This window comes from Microbispora sp. H10885, assembly GCF_014161415.1.
GTDB lineage: Bacteria > Actinomycetota > Actinomycetes > Streptosporangiales > Streptosporangiaceae > Microbispora > Microbispora triticiradicis.
In genome coordinates, this window is the sequence record NZ_JABBWY010000011.1 from 260390 (window position 1) to 282974 (window position 22585).

Genomic DNA, 22585 nt, shown 5'->3' on the forward strand with positions numbered 1-22585 from the left:
AGCAGGAGCGAACTCATGACCGACCCCGGCTCCCTCCCGCCGCTCCCCGAGCGCCGCCTGGAGATCCTCTGGTACCTGATCGCGGGCGACGGCCGCTATCCCTGGGACCCGGCCTGGAGGCGCAGAGTCGACTTCGAGTACGTCCAGGCGTGGGCGAAGTCGATCGACGTCAACGGCTTCTACGGGGCGCTGCTGGCCACCCAGCCGACGAGCGGCATGGACCCCTGGATCACGGCGGCCTCGCTGGTCCCGACCACCCGGCGGATGAAGTTCGTCATCGCCGTACACCCCTCGGTCTACACGCCGACGTCGCTGGTCAAACTCGCGACGACACTCGACCAGAACTCCGGCGGCCGGGTCGTCCTGAACGTCGTCAGCGGCCACACCGGGCTGGAGGCCGCCGGCGTGCACCTCAAGCACGAGGAGCGGTACGAGCACACCGACGAGTTCCTCACCGTCTACCGGGCGCTCATGCGCGGGGAACGGGTCGACTTCGACGGTAAGCACCTCAAGATCCGCGGAGCCGAGGCGGCGTTCCTGTCCCTCCAGCAGCCGTACCCGCCGCTGTGGTTCGGCGGCGCCTCGCCGATCGCCCGCGACGTCGCCGCCAAGCACATCGACAACTACCTGACCTGGGGCGAGCCGCCCGCCGAGACCGCCGAACTGATCGCGGACGTCCGCGCCCGCGCGGCGCGGCACGGCCGGAGCCTCCGCTTCGGCATCCGCCTCAACCTCATCGTCCGGGACACCGACGAGGAGGCGTGGGCCGCCGCGCAGGACATGCTCGACCACCTGGACGACGACGTCGTCGCGCGGGTGCAGGCGGAGTCCGGGCGGCAGGAGTCGGTCGGGCAGGCGCGTCAACTGTCGTTCCACAAGGGCGTCAAACCCCGCTTCGCGAGGGACCTGGAGGTCTACCCGAACGTCTGGTCCGGCTTCGGCCTGATCCGGGGAGGTCCCGGGCTGGCGCTGGTCGGCAGCCCCGAGTCGGTCGCCGCCCGGATCCGCGAGTACCACGCCCTGGGGATCGACTCGTTCATCGTCTCGGGCAACCCGCTGCTGGAGGAGACCTACCGGTTCGGCACCCAGGTGATGCCGTTGCTGCCGGTGACGCACGACGACCCCGGAGCGCTGCGGCCCGCGGGGTACACGAGGCCCAAGCCCGCCGGGCCGTCGCCGTCAGGTGCGTCACAGCCGGGTTCGCCGCTGGTCGCCGCCGGCTGAACCCCGGAACTTCCCGGAACCGTCCGTACGCGGCACCGCCCTCCTCGTCGCGAAGAACGAGGAGGGCGGGCTTCATGCGGTTTTTCGCCATCACAACACCGGGCGGCTTTGTTGGCGATGGGCCGCGGGGTCGCGCCCGGCGAGGCGGGCGCTTGTGAGAAAGCCTCTCACGGCGGAATTCAACCCTCAGCGGCATCGAGGGCAAGAATTCGCCGCGTTTCGCCCAAAATGCGGCGCGCCGTCATTCGAGATGTCCGGGAATCCCGCCGCGGCCGCGAAATTCTTCCGGGCAAAATTTCCTTGATGCCGTACGTGAAACCGAATGACCTCGCCTGCCGCGCGCCTACCGTTGGGGCATGCAGCGACAGCCATACGTGAAAAGGCCGCGGTCACGTCTCAGCTACCAGGTGGCCTACGCTCTGCGTCATCCCGGAAAGGTCTGGCCGCATCTGCGGCGGGTGACCCGCGACACGCGGCTGCGGCTGACGACCGCCGACCACGTCTCGTACTACCGGGAGGTGATGCGGGCCGACATCGCGGAGATGAACGCGGACGCCGCGATCGGCAGTCACGGCAGGGAGAGCTGGTTGCGGATCGGAAAGCTGCAGTTCGACTACCTGGTCCGGCACGGGCTGACGCCGCGCGACCGCGTGCTCGACATCGGCTGCGGCAACCTGCGCCTGGGGTGGCGGCTGATCGACCACCTGGAGCCGGGCCACTACCACGGCATCGACATCTCGCCGGAGATCCTGCTGGCCGCCGCGGACACGGTCGCGCAGCGCGGGCTGCAGTCGCGGCTGCCGCACCTGACCCTGGTGAACGACCTGACCTTCGGCTTCCTCCCCGACGCGCACTTCACCGTGGTCCACGCGCACAGCGTCTTCTCCCACAGTCCGATCGAGGTGATCGACGAGTGCCTGCGGCACGTCGGGCGCGTCCTGCACCCCGACGGCTTCTTCGACTTCACCTTCGACCGTACGGAGAAGGCCGAGCACCACGTGCTGCGCGAGGACTTCTACTACCGCACCGAGACGCTGGTGCGGCTCGCCGAGCGGTACGGCCTGAAGGCCAGGTTCATGGACGACTGGGAGCGGTCCCGGCACAAGCAGTCCAAGCTGCGCGTGACCCACTGAGGGCGTCCCCCTGACGAGTCCAGTGGGGACGCCCTCAGTGGGACGCCAACAGTGGGGACGACTACAGCGTCGTGCAGACGGCGCCGTTCAGGCGGAAGACCGTGGGGGACGGATACGCCCCCTCGTTCGCGCCGACGAAGCCGACGGAGACCGAGCCGCCCGCGGGGATCGTCCCGTTCTGTTCACCGGGGACGACCCGCACGTCCTGACCCTCCGACGTCCACGTGCCGCCCGACCCGCTGCTGACGCGTTCCCCGGCCACCGGGAAGCGGAACGCCAGCGTCCAGCCGGACACGTCGGCCGCGCCGCGGTTGGTGACGGTGACCGTGGCGACGAAGCCGCGGCCCCAGCCCTGGGTCACCCGGTAACGGACCGCGCAGGCGCTGTCCGGAGGCGTGGGAGCGGTGAAGGTCACCGGGGCGGAGGGCCGCGACAGCCGTCCGGCCCGGTCCCGGGCCAGCACGTTGACCGTGTAGGCGGCGCCGGGCTCAAGACCGCGCAGCGTCAGCGAGGTGTCCCGGGCCGTGCCCAGCAGCGTGGTCTCCGTGCCCACCTGGCGGTACACCTCGTACCGGTCCGCCCGCGGTCCCCCGGCGGCGGGCCAGCTCACGGTGACGCCGTCCGCGGTGCCGCGCGCCGCAGGCGTCCCCGGGGCCGGCGCGGGCTTCGGGCCCTTCGCCGCGCTCAGCGTCATCGTCGTCACCGAGTACGGCGGCAGCGTCGTCGTGTACGGGCCGCCCTGCTCCGCCCGGACGATCGAGTCGGCCCCGCGAGTGAAGGCGTACGTCACGGGGGTCCGCCCCGAGGGGGTGAACCCGTCGTACCGGAACCGCACGGGATAGGCGGTGGCCGGATCCTTGTTGATCAGCACGACGGACAGGTCGCCGCCGGCCCGCCGTACGGCGTGCACGGCCACCTTCGGCTGGTCGGAGGCCGCCCTGATCAGGTCGTCGCCGGGGCGGGCGGCGGTGCCGAGGATCTCGATGCCGTGGTAGGAGGGGAACGGCGTGTTGACGGGGGGCTCGCAGACGCCGTCGGCGCACTGGCCGAGCGACAGGAAGCCGATGTCCTGGAAGTCGGTCTCGCCGTCGATCGTGCTGACCTTCTCGACCGTGTTGTGGGTGTCGAACCAGTCCACGGTGAAGACGCCGTTCTCCAGCGCGGTCAGGTAGGCGTCGGCGGCGAACAGCCCGGCCGCGTGCACGTTGCGCCCGATGTTGGAGGCGACCTCGGTCAGCGCGAGCGGCACGTCGCGGCCGCCCAGGGCGGCGACGTCGGCCCGCACCTGGGCCAGCATCTCGGCGAGCCTCGGCGGGGAGGCCAGCAACGTGGTGACGTCGCCGGTCGTGTCCGGGATGCTCGTGCCCGGGTACCAGTGCACGGTGAAGAAGTCGACCTCAGGGGCCAGCACCGGGATGACGGTGTGGTTCCAGTTCGCCGAGTCGCCCGCGGCCACCACGCCGTCCGGCCAGCTTCCGGGGATGGTGAGCACCGCCCCGACCTTTATGGCGGGATCGACGGCCTTCATCGCGCGGACGTAGTCGAGCGCGTTGCGGGCGTACGCGGCGGGGCTCTTGTCCGGGTGGTCGTCGGACTCCCAGGTGGCGCCGTAGTGGCCGTTGCCGTAGAGCTCGTTGCCGATCTCCCAGTACTTCACGCCGTACTTCTTGGTGACGTTGGCGTACCGGACCCAGCCGGCCGCCTCCTCCGGGGTCCCGGTCCCGTAGTTGGCGATCACCACCGGCTGGGCGCCGGCGGCCCTGACCGTGCGCATGAACGCGTCGAAGTCCGTGCCGGGCGCCACGGTCCCGCCCGGCGCCGTGTGGGTCTTCCAGTGATAGAGGTCGCCGTACGAGCCGCCCGGGTAGCGCACCGCGGCGATGCCCGCCCGCCGGTACAGCCGCGCCACCTCCGGGTCGTTCATGTGCGCGTCCCAGATGGCGGCGTTGGCGCCGTACGCCGCCTCGTGGACGGCGCCGAGCCCGGCGTTCGCGTTGACCGTGACCGTGACGGCGTCGCCCCGCACCGGTGGGGCGGGCGGCGGCGGAGAGCTCTGGGCGGGGGCCGCGGCGGCGAGCAGGGGCGCGGCCACGAGCGCGGCGAGCGGAACGGCCAGGGCTCTTCGCATGTAGTACTCCGGTATGCGGGGAGGGGTGCTTTCAGTGTCACCAGGCTCCGACGATCGAGCGCTGTGATCGTTTAGTCAAGCCCGGCGCCCGCCCGTCCGGCGCCGTCCCCGGGGCCGGCGCCGATCAGCGCCGATCAGCGGTGTCCGGCGCCGGTCACGGCCATGATTCGTTCAGCCCCGCTCGGCCGCGGTCGGCGGGGGGCCGGCGGCGGGCACGGCCGTGATTCGTTCAGCTCCGCTCGGCCGCGGTCGGCGGCGGTCGGCGGGGGCCGGCGCCGGGCACGGCCGTGATTCGTTCAGCCCCGCTCGGCGGCGGGCGCGGCGTCCCGTGGGCCGGTCACCCCGAGTCCTCCCTCGCCGTGCCCTCCCTCTCGGCGGGCCCGCAGGACGGCCGCCGCGGCGGCCACGGCCGGCAGCATGATGACCGCGGCGGCGATGTTGACCGCCTGGAACCCACCGGCGGCGAGGATCGGGCCCGCCAGCGCGGCCGCCACCGCCCCCGCGTAGCTCATGCCGGCGTCGGTGGCGCCCTGCAACGGGATCCGCAACCGGTCCGGTGCGGCGTTCGCCAGCAGGACCGACGCGGAGAGCATCGACGCCGACCAGCCCAGGCCGAGCACGGTGAGCGCGGTCGCGGTGAGCACGCTCCCGGCCTGCAGGGCGGCGGCCGAGAAACCGAGGACCACGGACACCGCCAGCATCGCGAGACCGGCGAGGGCGACGCGGACCGGGCCGAACCGGTCGGCCAGCCATCCGAAGAGCGGGCTGAGCGCGTACATCCCCAGCACGTGCAGGGAGATCACCACGCCCACCAGCCGCAGCGACATGCCGTGGTGCTGCATGTGCAGCGGGGTCATGACCATGACCATGACCATCACCGCGTGCGCCACCGCGATCAGCACCACGCCGAGCCGGGCCGCCGGATGCCGCAGGGCCCAGCCCAGCGCGGCGCGCGCCCCGCCCGGAGACGTGCCCGGAGAAGCACCGGGAGAAGCGCCGGGAGACGTGCCCGGGGATCCGCCGGGAGACGCGCCGGGGGATGCACCGTCCGCGTCCGTGGGATCACCCGCTCCGGCCGGCGCGGTGCTGGCCGCTGTGCCGGTCGCTGTGCCGGCCGCTGTGCCGGCCGCCGGGACGGGGGCGCGGGCCGCGCGCGGCAGGAACAGCGCGGCCACGGCCGCCAGCGCGAAGGACAGGACCGCGAACAGGTACGGCCCGGTCAGGGCGGGCAGGCCCAGCAGGCGGCCGGTGCGCTCGCCCGGCTCGCTCAGGTTGGGCCCCGCCACCGAGCCGATCGTGGTCGCCCAGATCACCAGCGACATCAGCCGCGCCCTGGTGGCGGCGGGCGCGCCGTCCGCCGCGGCGTACCGGGTCTGCAGGTTCACCGCCTGGGCGACGCCGAAGAGGGCGAGCCCGGCCAGCAGGACGAGGACCTGCGCGACCACCGCCGCGGTGATGATCAGCACGGCGCCGGCCATCGCCAGCGCGTATCCCACCGCGAGTGACCTGCGCCGTCCGTACCTGGCCGCCAGAGCGGCCAGCGGGACCGCCGCGACCGCCGAGCCGAGCACGCTCGCGCCCTGACCGAGCCCCGCGAACGAGGTGCCGCCCAGCCGTTCGACCAGCAGTCCGCCGACCGCGAATCCACCCGCGACCCCGATGCCGCCGAGCAGGTTGCCGGTGACGAGGAGCCCGATCCTGCGCGTCTGGAACCCCGCCCCGCTCACCGGCGGCCCCCTTCTGTCGGTGCGGCCCACCGTCCGGCGGACCGGCACCGATCGTACGCACTCGAACCGACACAACCCGGGCGCGGGCGGCGGCCCTCGGTCGCTGCTCCGGGCGGCGGGCCGCCCTATCGGGAAATCGTCCCATGACGAATTCACGGCACCGGTTCCCGGCAATTGCGGCGAGTGCGTTAAAAGGTGATGCCGAATCGGTCGCGGCCCTGACAGGGGGCCATTCGGGTTCTATCCTTGACGGCGTCCTTGACAGAACTTCTCGCGGATTGCGGGAGAAAACGTGCCCAAGACCACGTGTACGCCGCGAAGGGAGAAAGCGCGAAGCGAGATTTCGTGGGGAGAGGGGCTTCGTGATCGGGATGTCGAGTCTTTCATGGAGGTGATGCGGGCGCGCATCCGCGCCGACGCCGAGACGACAGGGGTGGATCTCCGGGCCCTGGAGATCCAGGTGAGGTTGCACCTGCCGCGGCTGAGCAGAACGGCGATCGTCGGATGGTCGCCGGACAAGGTCTACGAGGAGATCCGGCTGCCGGCCGTCGTACGGGCGGCGCAGGTGGAGCAGTCGGCGCAGGACGCGGCGCACCAGGCGCACGCCTCCGTCCTGCTGAACGTCGAGAAGGTGCGCCGCGACCTGAGTCTCTCGTTCACCGACGGGTACCGGACCCGGCTGCGCTTCGGGAAGGTCAGGCCCAGCGTCGGTCATCTCGTCCAGTCCCGCCTGCACTACCTGCACAGCGAGCGGGCCGACACCCTCCTCCAGTTCGGGCTGTTCCTGCCGGGCGCGACGATGCCGCTCACGTACGTGGCCTTCTCGCGGTGCGACCGGCAGTACGTCATGGAGGCGCTGGCGGGGCACGGGCTGCGGGTGGAGCCCGGCCGGGTGCTGGTCCTGACGAGGATGCACGGACTGGCCGGGATCCCGGCCAACCTCATGAGCCTGACCGTCGCCCGCGCCGTCAGGGAGATAAGGCTCGCGGACGCCGGCGACTACGTCGTCACCGCCTGCAACCCGATGCTCGGCTTCGACGGCGCCGCGTTCCTGGCGTCGGGGTTCGTCCCCGTCGCGCTGTCTCCCGTGGCGTACCGGTACGACGAGACGGGGCTCTTCCAGACGCGGCGGATGCCGGGGAGGTCGGTGCCGCAGCTTCTGGACACGCCGCGCAACGTCCTCATGATCCTCGGCGTCACCACGGCGGCGAAGCGGACCGTCCGGGCGCTCGACGGCCTGATCACGGTGCCGCGGCGCACGCACTCGGGCGGTGAGCACGTGAGACCCCGGCAGGCGGACCTCGCCTCGCCCGAGTGGCGGGCCCGGCTCCTCGGCTACCGGCGGATGCTGGAGGCCTGCTGGTCGGACCGGACGGTCCACCCGCGCTACCAGGAGGAGCGGGCGGGCGACGGAGACCCGCGCGGGCAGTGCGGCGTGACGTCGGTCTGGCTCGCCCGCGAGTTGCGGGCCGGCCTGCTGCTCGAACCCGCGTACTGCTACGGCCGCCTGCGGGTCGGCCGCCGCGACGACGAGGACGTGAGCCACCACTGCTGGGTCGAGATCGGCCCGTCCCACGACCCCCGGCGGCTCGTCGTCGATCTCACCGGAGACCAGTCGAGGAGCGTGCCGGAGCCGATCGTCCTCGGCGAGCACCGGGCGCTGGCCGACCGGGGCCTGCGGTACGAGCCCACGACGAGGCTCGGCCTCGACGAACTGCCGAAGGACCGGGTGTGGCCCCGGTTCCTCGCGCTCGACGACCACCTGCTCGACGGCCATCCGCTCGACGGGCGATCGGAGGCCCGGCGATGAGGGCCCCGGGTCTCCTCCGGACGAGGGCGGCGGGCCCAGCGGACGCCCGGCCCTCGGTGCTCCTGCTCTCGTCCGACCTGCGGCGGAGATACGCCGAGGACGTCCTGACGGCGCTGGCCCTGCCCCGAGGGGCGGTCATCCAGTTCCGGTACAAGGCCGGTTACGTCGCGCGGGCCCTCCAGCGGGCGGTCGCGGACCGCTCGGTCGTCGGGCGGCGGTGCCTGCTCGGTTTCGTGGCCGACGCCCAGGCCCCGGCGCCCCTGTTCCCGGCGGCGCAGTCCCCGACGGCGCAGGGTCCGGTGTCGCGGTCCCCGGCGCCGCCGCCGTTCGTGGTGCCGGTGCGCCTCGCCGTGATCGTCGCCGCCGTCCGGGTCGCCGACATGTTCGTGTTCCGCCTGCGGGTTGACGACTACGCGAACCTGGACGACTTCCCCCTCACCGAGGCGGAGATCAGGGAAAGGGGCGCGTCGTTCGTCGCCGGGCTCGAAGCGGTCAACGGCGCCCGCTTCTACCCGGCCACCGCCCGGTTCCCCGACCCGCTCCCGCCGCCGCGGACCCGTGCCGACGACCCGCACCTGTGGCTCGGCGTGGCCCGGCGGCTGGCGCAGCATCCCACCTTCAGGTCCTCCTACTTCGTACGGGTGGAGGAACCCGTGCTGGGCGACGACAGGAGGGCCGGGCTCGACGCGGCGGGCCGGCTGAGCCTCAGCGACAGCGACTCGGTGAAGGTGCGGGTCACGTTCTACGCGGACGGCTACTGCGAGCCGATGCGGCAGCTCGCCTGCGCGACCGACGGCACCTACCTCAAGATCTCCTCCGACTGGTCGTACGACCTGTCGCTCCGCTACGACACGGTGGAGTTCTGGCTCCAGCCCGAGGCGCTCGCCTTCGACGCGCTCGCGCGGGTGACGATCAGGCTGGCGGCGGACGGGCAGGCGGAGCAGGCGCCGGGCTCACTGACGACGAAGGTGGGCTTTCCCGTGGTCGTGCACCGGTCGCGGTCGCGGCTCTTCCTCCGGGTGTCCGCGAACGCGGCCGGCGCCTTCCTCGTCGCCCTGCCCGCCGTGCTCGGGCCGTCGTTCCCGTTGCACCTGCGGATGCTGTCCGCCGTCACCGGGGCGGTCCTGCTCGCCCTGGCGACCATCGTCATCTCCCGCGGCGGGAGGTGACGACCCCTGAAGTGACTCCCCGCCGGAGAAGAGGTGGGGCCGCCGGGCGAACTCCCGGCACAGCTCCTCGAAGAGAGGCAGCAGTGCCGGGCAGCTCGCCGCGATCTTCCGCCTGGCCGTGATCTCGGTGCGCCGGTACGCCGCCCAGGTCGGCCGCAGCGGGTGATGGTCGGCGAGGAGCACGTTGACGTGGGGGAGCAGCTTGTCCAGCGCGTAGACGAACCTGCTCTCCGCGTCGCGCTGCGCCCGGTAACCGTCGAGGTCCTCGACGAGCCAGGGGAACGTCCCGCCGAAGTCGCGGGCGATGATCTCCCGCGCCTCCTCCTCGCGTACGGCCTTCTTCTCCCGTTCCGCCGGGCCGGCGTAGACGGAGACGTCCCCCGCGTGGACCTCCGGCAGGTCGTGGACCAGCGCGTACCTGGCGATCCTGCCGAGGTCCAGCGCCGGGTCGACCAGCGGCGCGAGGCAGACGGCGGCCAGGCCCAGGGCGAAGGAGTGCTCCGCGTCGTTCTCGCGCCGGGTCACGTGCTGCGGCACGACGGAGGACCGTTCGATCAGGTACGGCGGGAAGACCAGCTCACGCATGACGGCCAGCAGGGCCGGCGCGTCGGCATGGCCCGGCGGCAGCGGGGTGCCCGTGCCGTTCGCGTCGTCCCTCGCCATCGGGCCGCCCTCGCGTCGTCCGCCCGTACCGGGCCGCCGCGCCACGCGCGGGCCGTACGGGGTCGCCCCTGGGGACGTCCCCACCCGCGTCGTCGCGCTTCGGCCTTCCGATCAGGGTAGCGACCGTGCGGCGACGGGGGAAAGCGTCACGCGCCAGGCGTCCCCGGGAGGCCGGACACCCGCCGCGCGCCGGGGCCCGGGGTCACGGAGGAGTAGGGGGGCGGAGGTCCCACCAAGAGCGGCGAGGAGATGTACGCGCTGGGCCTGCTCCATACGCGTGACATGCACAGGGGTGCATTAGCGCTCGACCGGCGCGAGGAACACCGCGAAAGGGGGCCTACATATCCGGCGGGCCCCTTCGTCGTACGTCAGCGGCGATCGAGCACCATCACGTCCATGACGGGGGCGTCGGGTGCGGGGCGGCAGGTCCCCACCACCTGCCACCCCCAGTGCTCGTACATCGCGTGCGCCGGAGCGTCCGGGTGAGACAGCAGTGTCGCGTACGGCTCGGGGCGCGGCGCGACGAACTCCGCCAGCAGCCGCTTGCCGTGCCCGTGCCCCCGATAGGCCGGCAGCAGTACCAGCTCGATCACCGCGACGTCCGGCACCGCCTTGACCTCAGCGGGTGCTTCCGACACCTCCCCGCCCCACCAGCGGTCTTCGCCGAACGTCAGACCGAAGCTGAACCCCGCCAGTGCCCCGGTGCCGGCGTCGAGCGCGGCCAGCAGCTCGAACCCGGCTTGTTCCACCTGGGCGCGGGTCCGCTCGAGGAAGCGGTCGCGGGAGAACAGCGGTCCCCCGTGGTAGGGCGGCTCGGAGTAGATGACGCTGTAGGCGCCGGCGTACTCGTCGGACAGCGCCTTGGCGGCTTCCTCGCCGTGGTAGCGGACGAATTCGACGTCACCCATGTCAGGCCTCCTGGGGGCGGCGGGCGGGCGGAAGGGACAGCCTTTCACGGTAGTCGGCCACGGGGGTGCTGCCCGCCGCGACGGCGGGCACGGCCGTCAGGACCCACTGGGCGGCCCTGCGGACGAACATGGTGTGGTGGCGCGTGTCCAGGTGGTCGAGTGCGGTGGCCGCGTGGCTGATGCCCCCGGTCACGTCGCCGTGGGTGCGCAGGGCGACCACCGACCGGTGCATCTCCACCTGGGTGATCTGCCGTTGTCTCCAGGCGGGGTAGGAGGCGACGGCCTCGTTGATGGCGGCCTCGGCCACGGGCGCTGGCGCTGTCCTGGACAGCACCAGCGACCGGGTGTGCAGCAGCCGCGCGGGCGGCCATCCGAAGGCTGTGGTGGTGTCGTCGGTGGTGAACGCCGGGAGCCGGTCGTGCAGCTCCTCCAGCGCGTGCAGCGCGTTCAGCGCGGCCGGTTCGTCACCGGCCAGGGCCGCCGCCTGGGCCAGGACGCTGTGCGCCTCGGCGGCGCCGGCGCAGGGCCGCCCGGCGGCGACGGTGATCGCCGAGCGGGCCCGCTCTATCACGACCTTGGCGGGCCGGTTGGAGTATTGGGCCTGCCCGGCCTCGAAGCCGAGGACGGCTGCTTCCGCCTCGGGGTCGGCGGCCTGCTGCGCCGCACGGCGGGCTGCGCGCCACCAGTGGCGGGCCTCGCGCGTCTCCTCCATGAAGCCCAGGCACTGAGCGGTGAGGTACGCCATGCGCGCGTACGCCCGTGCCCACGCTGCGGCGTCGCCCGGGGGGCCGCCCCGCATGACCCTGTGCAGCGCGTAGGCGTCCAGGACCAGGTCAGGCAGAACGTCGGCCGGGGGGTCGCGCCACAGAATGTGCCCGTACTCCCACGCGGTTTCCTCCCAGTCGCCGACGCGGTCGCTGCCCGTGGTTTCGTTCATGGCGAGGCGGACCCGTTCGACGGCGTCGATCGGGACGGCTCCCGCAGCCGCGATCACTGCGAAGGACCGCAGGATCTGCCGACGTTCCATGTGCATGTCATCAGCATCCACCTCCAGGCGCGGTAGTCCAGACCGCTGTGGCTGGGCGTCGGCGGCCTCGGCCATCGCGTGCAGGCTCCTCAGCACGCCGTCAGCGCCGTAGATGGCGTCGAGCGCGGCGACGGCCTCCCCGGGTGGGCGGCGTTCCCCGCGCTCCCATTTCGCCAGGTGGGAGTGGTCGAGGAACGCCTGGGTGGCGGCGGGGCGCAGGCCCAGGCCCGCATTCGTCCGCCATATGCGTAAGACAGCTCCCAGCGTCTCCCACGGCCCACAGGCGGGCGGGATCGGGTCGGGCATGTGTGCTCCCCATGGTGTGGCCTGCTGTGGCCATTTGCTTTGGCCACAGTGATCACCTTGGCTCCCCCGCGTTCTGTGGCGACTATTGCACAGCAGCCCACTTTTCGCACTCGTCCCAACGCGCACAGTCACAATCGGGAATGGGTGCTTACCGCCGGATATTCGCCTCGGAGACGACTCCCATGCAGACGCTCGCACCCTCACCGCCCACCCGCACCCGCGGGGCCGCCGACGTACTGGGGCACCTGCGCGACGCCCTGACCAGACACCACGCCATGCCGCGCGCCCGGGTCACGATTAACGACTACAAGCCGGACGCGGGCGTCCTGGTCCTCGACGACGTGTACGTCTGGTACACCGACGGCGAGTTCCACTGGCGGGACCTGCGGCCGGACGACCAGGGGCGCAGGCGCGGGCGGGAGGTCGTCAAGCCCGTCGCCGAGCTGGACGAGGTCGTGAAGGCCACCGCCGAGCGGTGGGCCGATCTCGGCGCCCCCGCCTACGGGTTCTGCCTGCCGCGATGATGATGCTGTTCGCCGTCGCGCTGACCAAGCTGGGACTGCGGGCGCCCGCGCCGCCCGCCGTTCACCTGTTCGTTCGTGAGGATCTTGAGGGCGCACCGCAGGAGTGGCGCGTCACCCTCGGGCGGCTGGAGGCCACCGAAATCTGGACGGCTGCCGACCAGGAGATGAGCCGGTCGGGCACGCGCCTGACCGGGACCTCGCCCGACGCCTGGTTCGCCCGGCGCTGCGCGGAGCTCCTCGACGCCGGGTGGCGGTACGCCGGCAAGGAGCCCGCCACCCCCTAAGAGCACCCGGCGGCGCGGTCGAGCCGCCCTCCAGCCGGTGGAGGGCGGTGCGCCGCCGGGGTCACACCCCGGACGGGAACGGCTCGGAACGCCCCGTCCGGGTTCCTTTCCACCACAGCGAAGGAGAGACGGTGACCTGTCCGCAGCCCACCCCCTGATGAGCACCGGCCCAGCGGCGTACCGGCACGGAACGCCCCGGGCCGGTCCCGCGGCGCCGAAGGACAGAAGACCACCTCCTGATGAAGCACCCGGCGGCGTGGTCGAGCCGCCCTCCAGCCGCGTGGAGGGCGGGCACCCCATCTCCTGCGCCGCCGGGGTGGCCCTCCTCAGGGCGAGGGAGGAGCGACCCACCCGAGGGGGTCGCCTCCGTGAGGGGGCCGCGAAGTTCCTGTCACCGTTACGGAAGGAGCCCGATGATCACGCCTGGCTTAGCAGGTGTTGTGTGGGTGAAAAGCCCGTACAGCTCAAACAACGGCGCCTGCGTGGAGGTAGGCCTGCTGGACGGCGGCGACATCGCCGTACGCGACAGCAAGGACCCTGACGGCCCTGCGCTGAGGTTCACCGCCGCCGAGTGGGACGCCTTCCAGCCGCCAGGCCGTCACCATTTGGGGCCGATCACCAGCCCCACAAGAGAGAAGGCAGACCTTTGGACACGATGAGCGCCGATGAACTCCGAAACGCGATGGTCGAACGGATCGCGGTCCGGCACCAGGCGCTGGGGCTGGTACTGCCGCCCGAGATTGAGCGGGCACTGCGGACGGTCCCCCGCCATCTGTTCACCGGGGACGTCCCGCTGGAGGGTGCCTACGGCGACGGTTCGATCATCACCGTACGCGGCGAGGACGGCCTGCACCTCAGCTCGGTGTCAGCGGCGTGGCTCCAGGCGATGATGCTCGGCCAGGCGGCCCTGAAGCCCGGTGATCGGGTTCTTGAAGTGGGCTCGGGCGGCTACAACGCCGCCCTCATCCGGGAACTGGTCGGCCCGACAGGATCAGTGACCACCGTCGACATCGACGAGACGGTCACCGACCGGGCCCGGCGCTGCCTGGCTGAGGCCGGGTACGGCGATGTCGAGGTGATGTGCGCGGACGCCGAGTTCGAGATCGACCCGGGCCGGCGAACCTTCGATGTCATCATCGTGACCGTCGGGGTGCCCGACATCTCCCCAGCGCTGTGGACCCAACTCGCCGACAACGGTCGGCTGGTCATCCCGCTCCGCACCCTCGGTTTGACCCGCTCGTGGGTGCTGCACCGCGACGGCCCGGCGCTGGTCAGCAGCGGCCACCTGATGTGCGGGTTCGTGCCGCTGCGCGGCGCGGGTGCACGGCCGGGCCTCAGCATCCCGCTGCGCGAGGACCCGTCGGCCAACCTGTGGCTGGGCGAGGGGAAGGGCATCGACGGGGTCGGGGATCTGACCGGGGTCCTGGACCTACCGCGCGTCCAGGCCCGCTCGGGCGTCACGATCGGTGAGGCGCAGCCGAGTGATGACCAGGACGTGTGGCTGGCCGCGACCGTGCCCGGCTTCTGTCTCCTGGTCGCCGACCAGACGGCGATCGACACCGATGTCGTCCGGCTGTCCTGGCCATACGGCAGCCCCGCCTGCGTCAACGGGAACACCCTGGCATACCGAGGCATGCCGGTTCCGGTCGATGGCCGGGACGGTGTGCGCGAGTTCGTCACTTATGCCCACGGGCCCGACGCTGAACAGGTGGCCGCGTTCCTTGCCGGACAGATCACGGCCTGGGACGCCGCCGGACGGCCCGCCCCCTGTCTGCGGGTCTATCCCGCAGGCACATCAGACGCCGACCTGCCGGATGGTTACGTGCTGGACAAACGGCATTCGCGTCTCGTGATCTCCTGGCCGACGGCCAGGTAGCACCACCACTTCCCAACGAAAGGATTTGTGATGCAGGAGGACTTCCACCTCAACGTCCGTCTCGTGGCCACCGGACCCGCGATCACCAGGGCGGACACCGAGGACTGCACCAGCGACACCTGCGGTTCCACCCCGGGCAGCGCGGGCATCGCCAACTGCTGACCCCGTTCCAGCGCTCCCGACCCCTCTCAGGGGGTCGGGAGCGCCCCCTCTCGTCCCCTCGGAGGCTGGACCGACATGGCGTCATCATCATTCGATGCCGTTGACGCGGCGCTCATCCGGGTTGCCGCCTACCCCGACAGTCTGATCCTGCCGCCCTTGCCCGACCTGACCGGCGACGACACTGCCGCGCTGCTGGTCTGGCTGCGCCAGGTGTGGCCGCTGGAAGGCGTCGCCCGCGCCGTCACGGTCGCCAGCCCCGACCTGGCCCGCACCCTCACCCACCTGCATGACGGCCTCCCCCCGGCCCGGCCGCGGCAGGTCCACCGCGCGGTCGAGGCACTCGTCCGGTACCTGCTGCGCTGGACGACCCGACCGACCCCCTTCGGCCACTTCGCCGGGATCGCCCCCGTCGACCTGGCCGACCACGCGTTCGTGCGGTGGGGCGGCCAGCACGTGATCGCCGAGCGCGCCGACGCGACCTGGCTGGCCGACCTGATCACCCGCTTGGAGGCGCGGCCGGACATCCTGCGCCGTACCCTGGTCCAGGCGAACAACCTGGGGTTCCGGCGGGGTGCGGAATGGATCATGCCCTGCCAGCCCGCCGAGGAGGGCCGATTCGCCGACGTTGCCCTCACCCTCTCCCCGCCGATCTCGCGGGTCTTGGCCGAGACGTCGACCCCGATCAGGTTCTCGCGGTTGCTGGCGCGCATGAGCGCGGCATACCCGGATGTTCCGGCAGAGGCCATTGAGGACATGCTGACCGGACTGGTGAAGCTCGGCGTCCTGGTCACCGCCCTACGGCCGCCGATGACGGTCACCGACCCGCATCACCACGTCCTCACTCGCCTCCAGGACCTCGACGCCGCCGTGCCCACCGGAGCTGGGGAGCGGCCGGCAGTGGATGTGCGGCTGGACTGCTCGGTGGCGCTGCCGCCCGCCGTGGTGCGCGTGGCTGAGCAGGCCGCGTCGCTGCTGTCGCGGGTCGGCCCGCAGCGGCCCGTCTGGCAGGCCTACCGCGCAGCGTTTCTCGAGCGGTACGGGCCCGGCGCTGTCGTTGCCGTCCGCGAGATGGTCGACCCCGACCGGGGGATCGGCTACCCCGCCGACTACCGCGGATCAATCACACCGATGCCGCAGCGGCTGTCCCGCCGCGACGCCACCCTCGCCCGCCTCGCCCAGACGGCCGCGCTGGAGGGATGTAGCGAGGTGGTCCTGGACGACCGGCTCATCAACGACCTGTCCTGGAGCACGCCTGGCGACCTCGCGCCCCACACCGAACTGCGGTTCAGCCTGTCCGCCGCTACCCCGGCCGCCCTCGACTCCGGCGACTTCACCCTGACCGTGGCCAGCGCCTCCCGGCACGCCGCAACGACTGTCGGCCGGTTCCTGTACCTTCTGGAGCCCTCCGACCGGGACCGGATCATCAAGGCATACCGGAATCTGCCGACCAGCGTCCCCGACGCGGTCACCGTCCAGCTGTCCTGCCCGCCACTGCGAGCCCGCGCCGGCAACCTCGCCCGCACCCCCGCGGTGTTCCCGCTGCTGCCGCTCGCTGAGCACTACACCCCGCAGCAGGCCGCGTTCCGCCTCAAGGACCTGGCCGTAACGGCTGATGCCCACCGTCTCTACCTCCTGTCAACCACGACCGGGCAGATCATCGAGCCCGTCATGCTCAATGCCGTCGACCTGCGGTTCGGCACCCAGCCGATGGCACGGCTGCTCTGCGAGATCAGCACCGGCCACACGATGCCGTGCCGACCGTTCCTCTGGGGCCAACCCGCCGAAGGCTTCCCCTTCCTGCCCCGCCTGCGCCACGGCCGCATCATCCTCAGCCCCGCCCGCTGGATCATCACCGCCGACCAGTTACCGTCGCTTACCGCGCCGAACAGCGAGTGGATCAGCGCGTTCGATGTGCAGCGGACTCTGCGGCGCGTCCCCGACCGCATCCTGGTTGGTGACGACGACGTCGTGCTCGGCCTCGACCTCACCGAACCGGAGCACCTGGTCATCCTGCGCGGCCAGCTCAACCGGGCGGGGACGGTGACGCTGACCGAGGCGGACATCGACGCCGGCTGGATCGGCGGCCGCCCGCACGAGATCGTGCTCGCTCTGGCCAAGGCCGCCACCGCTCCCACGGCCCCGGCGCGGCCCATCGGGCGGCGCCGCACCGCCACCGGCCCGGGGCACCTGCCCGGCGCCTCACCCTGGCTGTACGTCCAGCTGTTCGTCCACCCCGGCCGCCAGAACGACCTCCTCACCACCCACCTGCCCACCCTCCTGTCCGGCTGGACCAGCGGACCCCCCGACGACTGGTGGTACCTGCGCTATCACGAGCCCGAACCTCACTTGCGGGTCCGGCTCCGCCTCCACCACCCCGACCAGTACGGCAACGCCGCCCGCGCCCTCGCCGAGTGGGCCGCCCGCCTGCACGACCACGGGCTGCTGCGGGACCTCGTCCTGGCCACCTACCGGCCCGAAACCGGCAGGTTCGGCCACGACGCGGCGCTGCGCACGGCCGAGACGGTATTCGCCGCCGACTCCGCGCTTGCCCTCGCCCACCTGCAGTCCGGCAGCAACCCCCAAGCCGCGACGGCCGCCAGCTACCTCGATCTGGCCACCGGCTTCCTCGGCGCTGACGCCAAGGGCTGGCTGATCGACCACGTCAGCCCCGGCGGCGCGCCCGCCCTGGACCGGACCGTCCTCACCCAAGCCCGCCACTACCAGGGACCGGCCGTGCTGGTCGAGCGCCGCCGCAACGCGCTTGCCGCCTACCGATTCCACGTCCTGGACATCGACAGCGCACTCGCCGACCTGCTCCATCTGCACCATGCCCGCATGATCGGAATTGACGCGGAATCCGAGCGGACCTGTATGCGACTGGCCCGCGCCATCGCCCAAACACTGCTCACCCGAAAAGCCTGATCACACGAGGACGCCGACCATGGACATCCGCCAGCGCGCCCGCCTGCACGCCGAGGCCGTAGCCCGCCACCTCACGACACCTCACCCGGTCGCGGCACCGGGCCAGTCACTCGGCGGTGGCGCTGCCGGGATCGCGCTCTTGCACATCGAGCGGGCCACCGCCGGAATCGCCGAGTGGCGGGCCGCGCATAATTGGCTGGCTGCAGCGACCCGCGACGATGTCACCGTCGGCGCCGGCGCCTGTCTCTTCCATGGGGCTCCCGCGCTCGCGTTCGCCCTCCACCCCGCACGCCAGCCCGGCTACCGGCCCGCGCAACAGGCCCTGGACGAGGGCGTCGCCGCCGTCACCCGAAACCGGCTCGACGCCGCATCCCAGCGCCTCAGGCGGGGGGACCGGCCCGCGCTCGCCGAGTTCGACCTGATCAGCGGACTCACCGGACTCGGCGCTCATCTACGCAGACACGACCCGGACGGCGACCTGCTCAAGCAGGTGCTGGCCTACCTCGTCCGACTCACCGAACCGGTGGGCGCTCTACCCGGCTGGTGGTCGATGTCGTCGCCCGGCCGCACGACGCAGACCCCGCCGGGCGGGCACGGCAACAACGGGATGGCGCACGGCATCAGCGGGCCGCTGGCGTTGCTGTCGCTCACCGCCCAGCGCGGCCTGGTCGTGCCTGGCCAGATGGACGCGATCGGCCGCATCTGCGACTGGCTGGACTTCTGGCAGCAGAGCCACCACGGCCACCCGTGGTGGCCTGAAACCGTTACTCTCGCCGAGGTCCAGTGGGGGCGGACCGCCCAACCCGGGCCGCTGCGTCCTTCCTGGTGTTACGGCACTCCCGGTATCGCCCGCGCCCAGCAGCTCGCCGCCCTCGCGACCGGCGACCCCGCCCGCCTCCGCACTGCCGAATCCGCGATGACCGGATGCCTCAACGACCCCCACCAGCTCCAGCGGATCATCGACCGCAGCCTGTGCCACGGCTCGGCGGGACTGGTCATGACCGTCACCGCCTTCGCAGCCGACGCATTGGCACCTCACGACCTGCCGCTGTCTCGCGTCGCCGAGTCGCTCCTGGACGCCCCCGCCGTGCCAGGCGCTCCGCCCGGGTTCCTGACCGGGCACGCAGGCTACGGGCTCGCTCTCCACGCCCTCGCCTGCGACGCGCCCACCAGCGCGTGGGATGCCTGCCTGCTGCTTCGCTAACCCACTGGAGGTCCACCCCGTGCAGCCCAACCGCTGGCGGCAGACCAACGTCGCCTTCGCCGACCGCAGCGAGGCTCAACGCCTCGCCGTCTCACGCATCGGACCCATCCTGCGGGACGCCGAGGATCGTGGACTCATCTCCGCCTGGTGGTTCATCCGCAAACAGCAATGGCGGTTCCGCTGGCTACCCGCCGGCCATGCCGAGGCCGACGCCGTCCTCCACGCCCTGGCCGACGCCGGCGAGTCGATGCGCTGGACCTCGACCGTCTGCGAGTTCGAACCTGTCGCCTTCGGCGGACCCGCGGGCATGGACGCAGCCTGCGCCCTCTTCCATGCCGACAGCCGCCACCTCCTGCACTGGTTGGAAGCCGACCGGCCGCTCGGACAGCGGGAGACGTCGGTCTTGTTGGGTAGCACCCTGATGCGTGCCGCCGGGCTCGACTGGTTCGAGCAAGGCGACGTGTGGGCCAAAGTCGCCGATTTACGACCGCACAGAACCACCATCCCCACCGACCGCGACCGTGCCCGAGAACTCCACGACGCGATGGGCATCCTCATGGCAACCGACGCCCACGGTCTGTGTGACCCCGCGAGCGACGGGCCGCTATCCAGCCAGCAGGCATGGGTGAGCGCATTCGAGACGGGCGGCCAGTCCCTTGCCCACCTCAACCGCAACGGCCAACTGGAACGCGGCCTGCGCGCCGTCCTCGCCCACCACCTCATCTTCCACTTCAACCGCGCCGGCTTCAGTGGAGCCGACCAGGCCGCCATGGCCGCGCTCGCCGTCGACGTCGTCTTCCATGGATCCTGAAGCCCACTGCTCACATATTGATCATGTGGCCGGCCAGTCCGTGGATCGCCTCCTTCACCGCCTCGCCGAGGGTGGGGTGGGCGTGGACGTTGCGCGCCACCTCGTGCACGGTCAGGTCCCACTGCCGGGCCAGCGTCAGCTCCGGCAGCAGCTCGGTGACGTCGGGCCCGATGAGGTGGGCGCCGAGGAGCTCGCCGTACTTCGCGTCGCTGAGCACCTTGACGAACCCGGCCGGGTCGGCGAGGCCGTGGGCCTTGCCGTTCGCCGTGAACGGGAACTTGACGACCTTCACGTCGAAGCCCTGCTCACGCGCCTGCGCCTCCGTGTAGCCGAAGCTCGCGATCTGCGGCTGGCAGTAGGTCGCGCGGGGGATCATCACGTAGTCGAGTTCCATGGTCTCGGCGCCGGCGATCGTCTCGGCGGCCACGATCCCCATCGACTCGGCGGCGTGCGCCAGCATGAGCTTGGCCGTGACGTCGCCGATGGCGAAGATGTGCGGGACGCTGGTGCGGCACCTGCCGTCCACGGCGATCGCGCCGCGCTCGGTCAGCCGCACGCCCGTCTTCTCCAGGCCGTATCCCTCGACGCGCGGCTGGAAGCCGATGGCCTGCATGACCTTGTCGGCCTCCAGCACGGACGTCTCGCCGTTCCGGGAGACCGTGACCTTCACCTTCTCGCCGGTGTCGTCGATCGACTCGACCCGGGTGGAGGTCAGCACCTCGATGCCGAGCCGCCGGTAGCGCCGCGCGAGCTCGGCGGACACCTCCTGGTCCTCCAGCGGGACCATCCGGTCGAGGAACTCGACGATCGTCACCTTCACGCCGTAGTTGTGCAGCACGTACGCGAACTCGACGCCGATCGCCCCGGCACCCGCGATGACGACGCTCTCCGGCAGCGTCTCGCTGAGGATCTGCTCCTCGTACGTCACCACGCGCTCGGACAGGGACGTCCCGGGCAGCAGGCGGGTCGTCGCCCCGGCCGCGACGATGCAGTGGTCGAAGGTGATCGTCCGCACCGAGCCGTCCGCGCCGCGCACCTCCATCGCGTCGGGGCCGGTGAAGGCGCCCCGGCCGTCGTACTCGGTGATGCCGTTCTTCTTCATCAGGTAGTGGACGCCCTTGACCCGCCCGTCCGCGACCTGCCGGCTGCGGCGGAAGGCCGCGCCGTAGTCGATCGTGATCGGGCCGTCCGCCTGGATGCCGAACGTCTTGGTCTCGTTCGTGAGGATGTGGGCGAGCTCGGCGTTGCGCAGCAGCGCCTTGGAAGGGATGCACCCGACGTTGAGGCAGACACCACCCCAGTAGCGCTCCTCGACGACCGCCGTGCTGAGCCCGAGCTGGGCCGAGCGGACCGCGGCGGTGTAGCCGCCGGGTCCCGCGCCGAGGACCACGACATCGTAATGATCGGTCATGCACCGGACCCTACGCCGCCGCCTTCTCCCGCGTTCCCCGGGGCCGGATGGACGGGCCCGTCCGGGGTAGGGGCCGGTTACGCGCTAGACAGGGAGGAATGACCGACCATGAGCGAATTCGAGCGTTCCCGCAGGATGCCCGCCCCGGCCGACCAGGTCTTCCGGCAGGCGAGCGACGTCGGCGGTCTCGACCTGTGGATGCCGCGCGACCTGCACGTGCGCGAGGAGGAGCCGCCCGCGGTCACCGTCCACGAGGACCAGACGGGGGAGGACGAGCGCGCGCTGCTGCGGGCCGAGCGGGACCAGCTGCGCATGGAGTGGGGCACCCGGGACGTCGACCGGTACGCCGGCTGGCTGCAGGTGGCCGGCATCGATGACGACAGCAGTGACGTCACGGTGCATCTGTCGTTCTTCGACGAGGGGCACACGCCGCCCGCCGAGGCGATCGAGCGGGCACTCGACGAGAGCCTCGAACGCCTCGCCGAGCAGGTGCGCCACCAGGCCGCCTGACCCGCCGGACCCGTTTCCCGGAGGACGGTTCGCGGAGCCGCGCGCAGGCGCACGGCGCGGCTCGCCGGGACCCCCGTGCCGCCGTGTCCATGCGCCGCCGTGTCCATGCGCCGCCGTGTCCATGCGCCGCCGTGTCCATGCGCCGCCGTGTCCATGCGCCGCCGTGTCCATGCGCCGCCGTGTCCATGCGCCGCCGTGTCAGGCGCCGCCGGTGCCGTCCGCGTCCGGCCCGGCGGCCGGGTTCCCGGCCCTGGCGGTGTCGGCATGGGCGGTGTCGGCAGGCGCGGTGCCGGGCTGAGCGCCTTCGGCCGGGGCGGCGTCGGCGGGGGCGGTGGGCCGGGGCAGCGGAAGGGTGAAGGCCGAGGCCCGGGCCCCGGCCAGGCCGAGGACCTGCCTTATCCACGCCTCCAGACCCGTGGGGTCCGGCGAGATCATCCCGTTGGGTTCCGGCGAGGCCGGCGCCGTGGGGTCCGGTGAGACCAGGCCCGCCGGGTCCGGAGAGGACGGCCACGCTCCCGCACGGCCGATCGGGCGTCCGACCTCGGACGGCTCGACGGCGGGCGGTCGCGTGTCCTCGGTCATGCGGATACTCCTTGTCTTCAGCGGCATCGGCGACAGGGTGTCCCCGGCGGGGGGCGTCATCGGCATCCCCGTCGCCGGCCTGCCGGCCGCGCCCACGGGCCGCCGCGGGTTCAGCTTCGCACCGCCCGGGGCGGACGCCCGCGTACCTCCTCGTGATCGTTCCGCGTGTCGGCGCGCCCTCCGCCGGCCCTCCCAGGGCCTCCC

19 protein-coding genes are annotated in these 22585 nt (G+C 72.1%); 12 read left to right on the top strand and 7 right to left on the bottom strand.

What is annotated here, in order from left to right; genetic code table 11:
- Window positions 1-15: 15 nt before the first annotated feature.
- Both HHX37_RS28245 and HHX37_RS28250 read left to right on the top strand, forming a co-directional pair.
- Window positions 16-1224: an LLM class flavin-dependent oxidoreductase gene (locus HHX37_RS28245; RefSeq protein WP_182883718.1), complete on the top strand. Its 1209-nt coding sequence runs from the start codon at window positions 16-18 to the stop codon at window positions 1222-1224.
- 356 nt (window positions 1225-1580) lie between these two features.
- Window positions 1581-2357 (top strand): class I SAM-dependent methyltransferase, encoded by a 777-nt coding sequence (locus HHX37_RS28250; protein ID WP_182883719.1) that lies wholly within the window; start codon window positions 1581-1583, stop codon window positions 2355-2357.
- Between the two features lie 61 nt (window positions 2358-2418).
- Here the strand turns inward: HHX37_RS28250 and HHX37_RS37965 are convergent, their stop codons facing one another.
- Window positions 2419-4485 carry a cellulose binding domain-containing protein gene (locus HHX37_RS37965; protein ID WP_182887408.1) on the bottom strand — a complete coding sequence of 689 codons (2067 nt, stop codon included), beginning with the start codon at window positions 4483-4485 and terminating at the stop codon, window positions 2419-2421.
- Window positions 4486-4781: 296 nt separating this feature from the next.
- Window positions 4782-6212, bottom strand: coding sequence for an MFS transporter (locus HHX37_RS28260; protein ID WP_220503221.1), 1431 nt, complete (start codon window positions 6210-6212; stop codon window positions 4782-4784).
- A gap of 394 nt (window positions 6213-6606) precedes the next feature.
- On the opposite strand from HHX37_RS28260, the gene HHX37_RS28265 reads away from it, so the two are divergent.
- Entirely contained in the window at window positions 6607-8022 is a 1416-nt protein-coding gene (locus HHX37_RS28265) for a hypothetical protein (RefSeq protein WP_182874953.1), read from the top strand.
- A 953-nt stretch (window positions 8023-8975) separates the two neighbouring features.
- Here HHX37_RS28265 and HHX37_RS28270 read toward each other — a convergent pair.
- The 3 genes from HHX37_RS28270 to HHX37_RS28280 form a co-directional block, all read right to left on the bottom strand.
- A complete protein-coding gene (locus HHX37_RS28270) occupies window positions 8976-9854 on the bottom strand; it encodes an HD domain-containing protein (RefSeq protein ID WP_182887409.1) in 879 nt (292 codons plus the stop codon).
- A 368-nt stretch (window positions 9855-10222) separates the two neighbouring features.
- On the bottom strand, window positions 10223-10762 hold the full coding sequence (locus tag HHX37_RS28275; protein ID WP_182887410.1) for a GNAT family N-acetyltransferase: 540 nt from the start codon (window positions 10760-10762) through the stop codon (window positions 10223-10225).
- Between the two features lies 1 nt (window position 10763).
- Window positions 10764-12095: a helix-turn-helix domain-containing protein gene (locus HHX37_RS28280; protein WP_182887411.1), complete on the bottom strand. Its 1332-nt coding sequence runs from the start codon at window positions 12093-12095 to the stop codon at window positions 10764-10766.
- A 182-nt stretch (window positions 12096-12277) separates the two neighbouring features.
- Here HHX37_RS28280 and HHX37_RS28285 point away from each other — a divergent pair, with 182 nt between their 5' ends.
- From HHX37_RS28285 to HHX37_RS28315, 8 genes are all read left to right on the top strand, one after another.
- A complete protein-coding gene (locus HHX37_RS28285) occupies window positions 12278-12619 on the top strand; it encodes a hypothetical protein (protein ID WP_182887412.1) in 342 nt (113 codons plus the stop codon).
- Window positions 12616-12903, top strand: a complete 288-nt coding sequence (locus HHX37_RS28290) for a hypothetical protein (RefSeq protein WP_182874948.1) — start codon at window positions 12616-12618, stop codon at window positions 12901-12903. Before HHX37_RS28285 ends, HHX37_RS28290 begins: the two co-directional genes overlap by 4 nt.
- A 413-nt stretch (window positions 12904-13316) precedes the next feature.
- Window positions 13317-13562 (top strand): DUF397 domain-containing protein, encoded by a 246-nt coding sequence (locus tag HHX37_RS28295; RefSeq protein WP_182887413.1) that lies wholly within the window; start codon window positions 13317-13319, stop codon window positions 13560-13562.
- Complete coding sequence (gene fxlM / locus HHX37_RS28300) at window positions 13559-14779, top strand: methyltransferase, FxLD system (RefSeq protein ID WP_182887414.1); 1221 nt, start codon at window positions 13559-13561, stop codon at window positions 14777-14779. Before HHX37_RS28295 ends, fxlM begins: the two co-directional genes overlap by 4 nt.
- 30 nt (window positions 14780-14809) lie before the next feature.
- Window positions 14810-14941, top strand: a complete 132-nt coding sequence (locus HHX37_RS37245; RefSeq protein ID WP_259402447.1) for a hypothetical protein — start codon at window positions 14810-14812, stop codon at window positions 14939-14941.
- 156 nt (window positions 14942-15097) lie between these two features.
- Window positions 15098-17863 carry a lantibiotic dehydratase gene (locus HHX37_RS28305; protein WP_182887415.1) on the top strand — a complete coding sequence of 922 codons (2766 nt, stop codon included), beginning with the start codon at window positions 15098-15100 and terminating at the stop codon, window positions 17861-17863.
- A gap of 19 nt (window positions 17864-17882) precedes the next feature.
- Window positions 17883-19067, top strand: a complete 1185-nt coding sequence (locus tag HHX37_RS28310; RefSeq protein ID WP_182887416.1) for a lanthionine synthetase C family protein — start codon at window positions 17883-17885, stop codon at window positions 19065-19067.
- A 19-nt stretch (window positions 19068-19086) separates the two neighbouring features.
- Entirely contained in the window at window positions 19087-19878 is a 792-nt protein-coding gene (locus HHX37_RS28315) for a thiopeptide-type bacteriocin biosynthesis protein (RefSeq protein WP_182887417.1), read from the top strand.
- A 10-nt stretch (window positions 19879-19888) separates the two neighbouring features.
- Here the strand turns inward: HHX37_RS28315 and lpdA are convergent, their stop codons facing one another.
- Window positions 19889-21289, bottom strand: coding sequence for a dihydrolipoyl dehydrogenase (gene lpdA / locus HHX37_RS28320; RefSeq protein WP_182887418.1), 1401 nt, complete (start codon window positions 21287-21289; stop codon window positions 19889-19891).
- 108 nt (window positions 21290-21397) lie between these two features.
- Here lpdA and HHX37_RS28325 point away from each other — a divergent pair, with 108 nt between their 5' ends.
- The gene (locus HHX37_RS28325) at window positions 21398-21799 is read left to right on the top strand and encodes an SRPBCC family protein (RefSeq protein ID WP_182887419.1); all 402 of its coding nucleotides are present in this window, start codon (window positions 21398-21400) and stop codon (window positions 21797-21799) included.
- 198 nt (window positions 21800-21997) lie between these two features.
- Here the strand turns inward: HHX37_RS28325 and HHX37_RS28330 are convergent, their stop codons facing one another.
- Window positions 21998-22381, bottom strand: coding sequence for a hypothetical protein (locus tag HHX37_RS28330; protein WP_182887420.1), 384 nt, complete (start codon window positions 22379-22381; stop codon window positions 21998-22000).
- Between the last annotated feature and the right edge of the window lie 204 nt (window positions 22382-22585).

What these genes read in the sequence shown, in the direction of transcription:
- HHX37_RS28245 (WP_182883718.1), top strand. Translation starts at nt 16, where the DNA reads ATGACCGACCCCGGCTCCCTCCCGCCGCTCCCCGAGCGCCGCCTGGAG.
- HHX37_RS28250 (WP_182883719.1), top strand. Translation starts at nt 1,581, where the DNA reads ATGCAGCGACAGCCATACGTGAAAAGGCCGCGGTCACGTCTCAGCTAC.
- HHX37_RS37965 (WP_182887408.1), bottom strand. Translation starts at nt 4,485, where the DNA reads ATGCGAAGAGCCCTGGCCGTTCCGCTCGCCGCGCTCGTGGCCGCGCCC.
- HHX37_RS28265 (WP_182874953.1), top strand. Translation starts at nt 6,607, where the DNA reads ATGCGGGCGCGCATCCGCGCCGACGCCGAGACGACAGGGGTGGATCTC.
- HHX37_RS28270 (WP_182887409.1), bottom strand. Translation starts at nt 9,854, where the DNA reads ATGGCGAGGGACGACGCGAACGGCACGGGCACCCCGCTGCCGCCGGGC.
- HHX37_RS28275 (WP_182887410.1), bottom strand. Translation starts at nt 10,762, where the DNA reads ATGGGTGACGTCGAATTCGTCCGCTACCACGGCGAGGAAGCCGCCAAG.
- HHX37_RS28280 (WP_182887411.1), bottom strand. Translation starts at nt 12,095, where the DNA reads ATGCCCGACCCGATCCCGCCCGCCTGTGGGCCGTGGGAGACGCTGGGA.
- HHX37_RS28285 (WP_182887412.1), top strand. Translation starts at nt 12,278, where the DNA reads ATGCAGACGCTCGCACCCTCACCGCCCACCCGCACCCGCGGGGCCGCC.
- HHX37_RS28290 (WP_182874948.1), top strand. Translation starts at nt 12,616, where the DNA reads ATGATGATGCTGTTCGCCGTCGCGCTGACCAAGCTGGGACTGCGGGCG.
- HHX37_RS28295 (WP_182887413.1), top strand. Translation starts at nt 13,317, where the DNA reads ATGATCACGCCTGGCTTAGCAGGTGTTGTGTGGGTGAAAAGCCCGTAC.
- fxlM (WP_182887414.1), top strand. Translation starts at nt 13,559, where the DNA reads ATGAGCGCCGATGAACTCCGAAACGCGATGGTCGAACGGATCGCGGTC.
- HHX37_RS37245 (WP_259402447.1), top strand. Translation starts at nt 14,810, where the DNA reads ATGCAGGAGGACTTCCACCTCAACGTCCGTCTCGTGGCCACCGGACCC.
- HHX37_RS28310 (WP_182887416.1), top strand. Translation starts at nt 17,883, where the DNA reads ATGGACATCCGCCAGCGCGCCCGCCTGCACGCCGAGGCCGTAGCCCGC.
- lpdA (WP_182887418.1), bottom strand. Translation starts at nt 21,289, where the DNA reads ATGACCGATCATTACGATGTCGTGGTCCTCGGCGCGGGACCCGGCGGC.
- HHX37_RS28325 (WP_182887419.1), top strand. Translation starts at nt 21,398, where the DNA reads ATGAGCGAATTCGAGCGTTCCCGCAGGATGCCCGCCCCGGCCGACCAG.
- HHX37_RS28330 (WP_182887420.1), bottom strand. Translation starts at nt 22,381, where the DNA reads ATGACCGAGGACACGCGACCGCCCGCCGTCGAGCCGTCCGAGGTCGGA.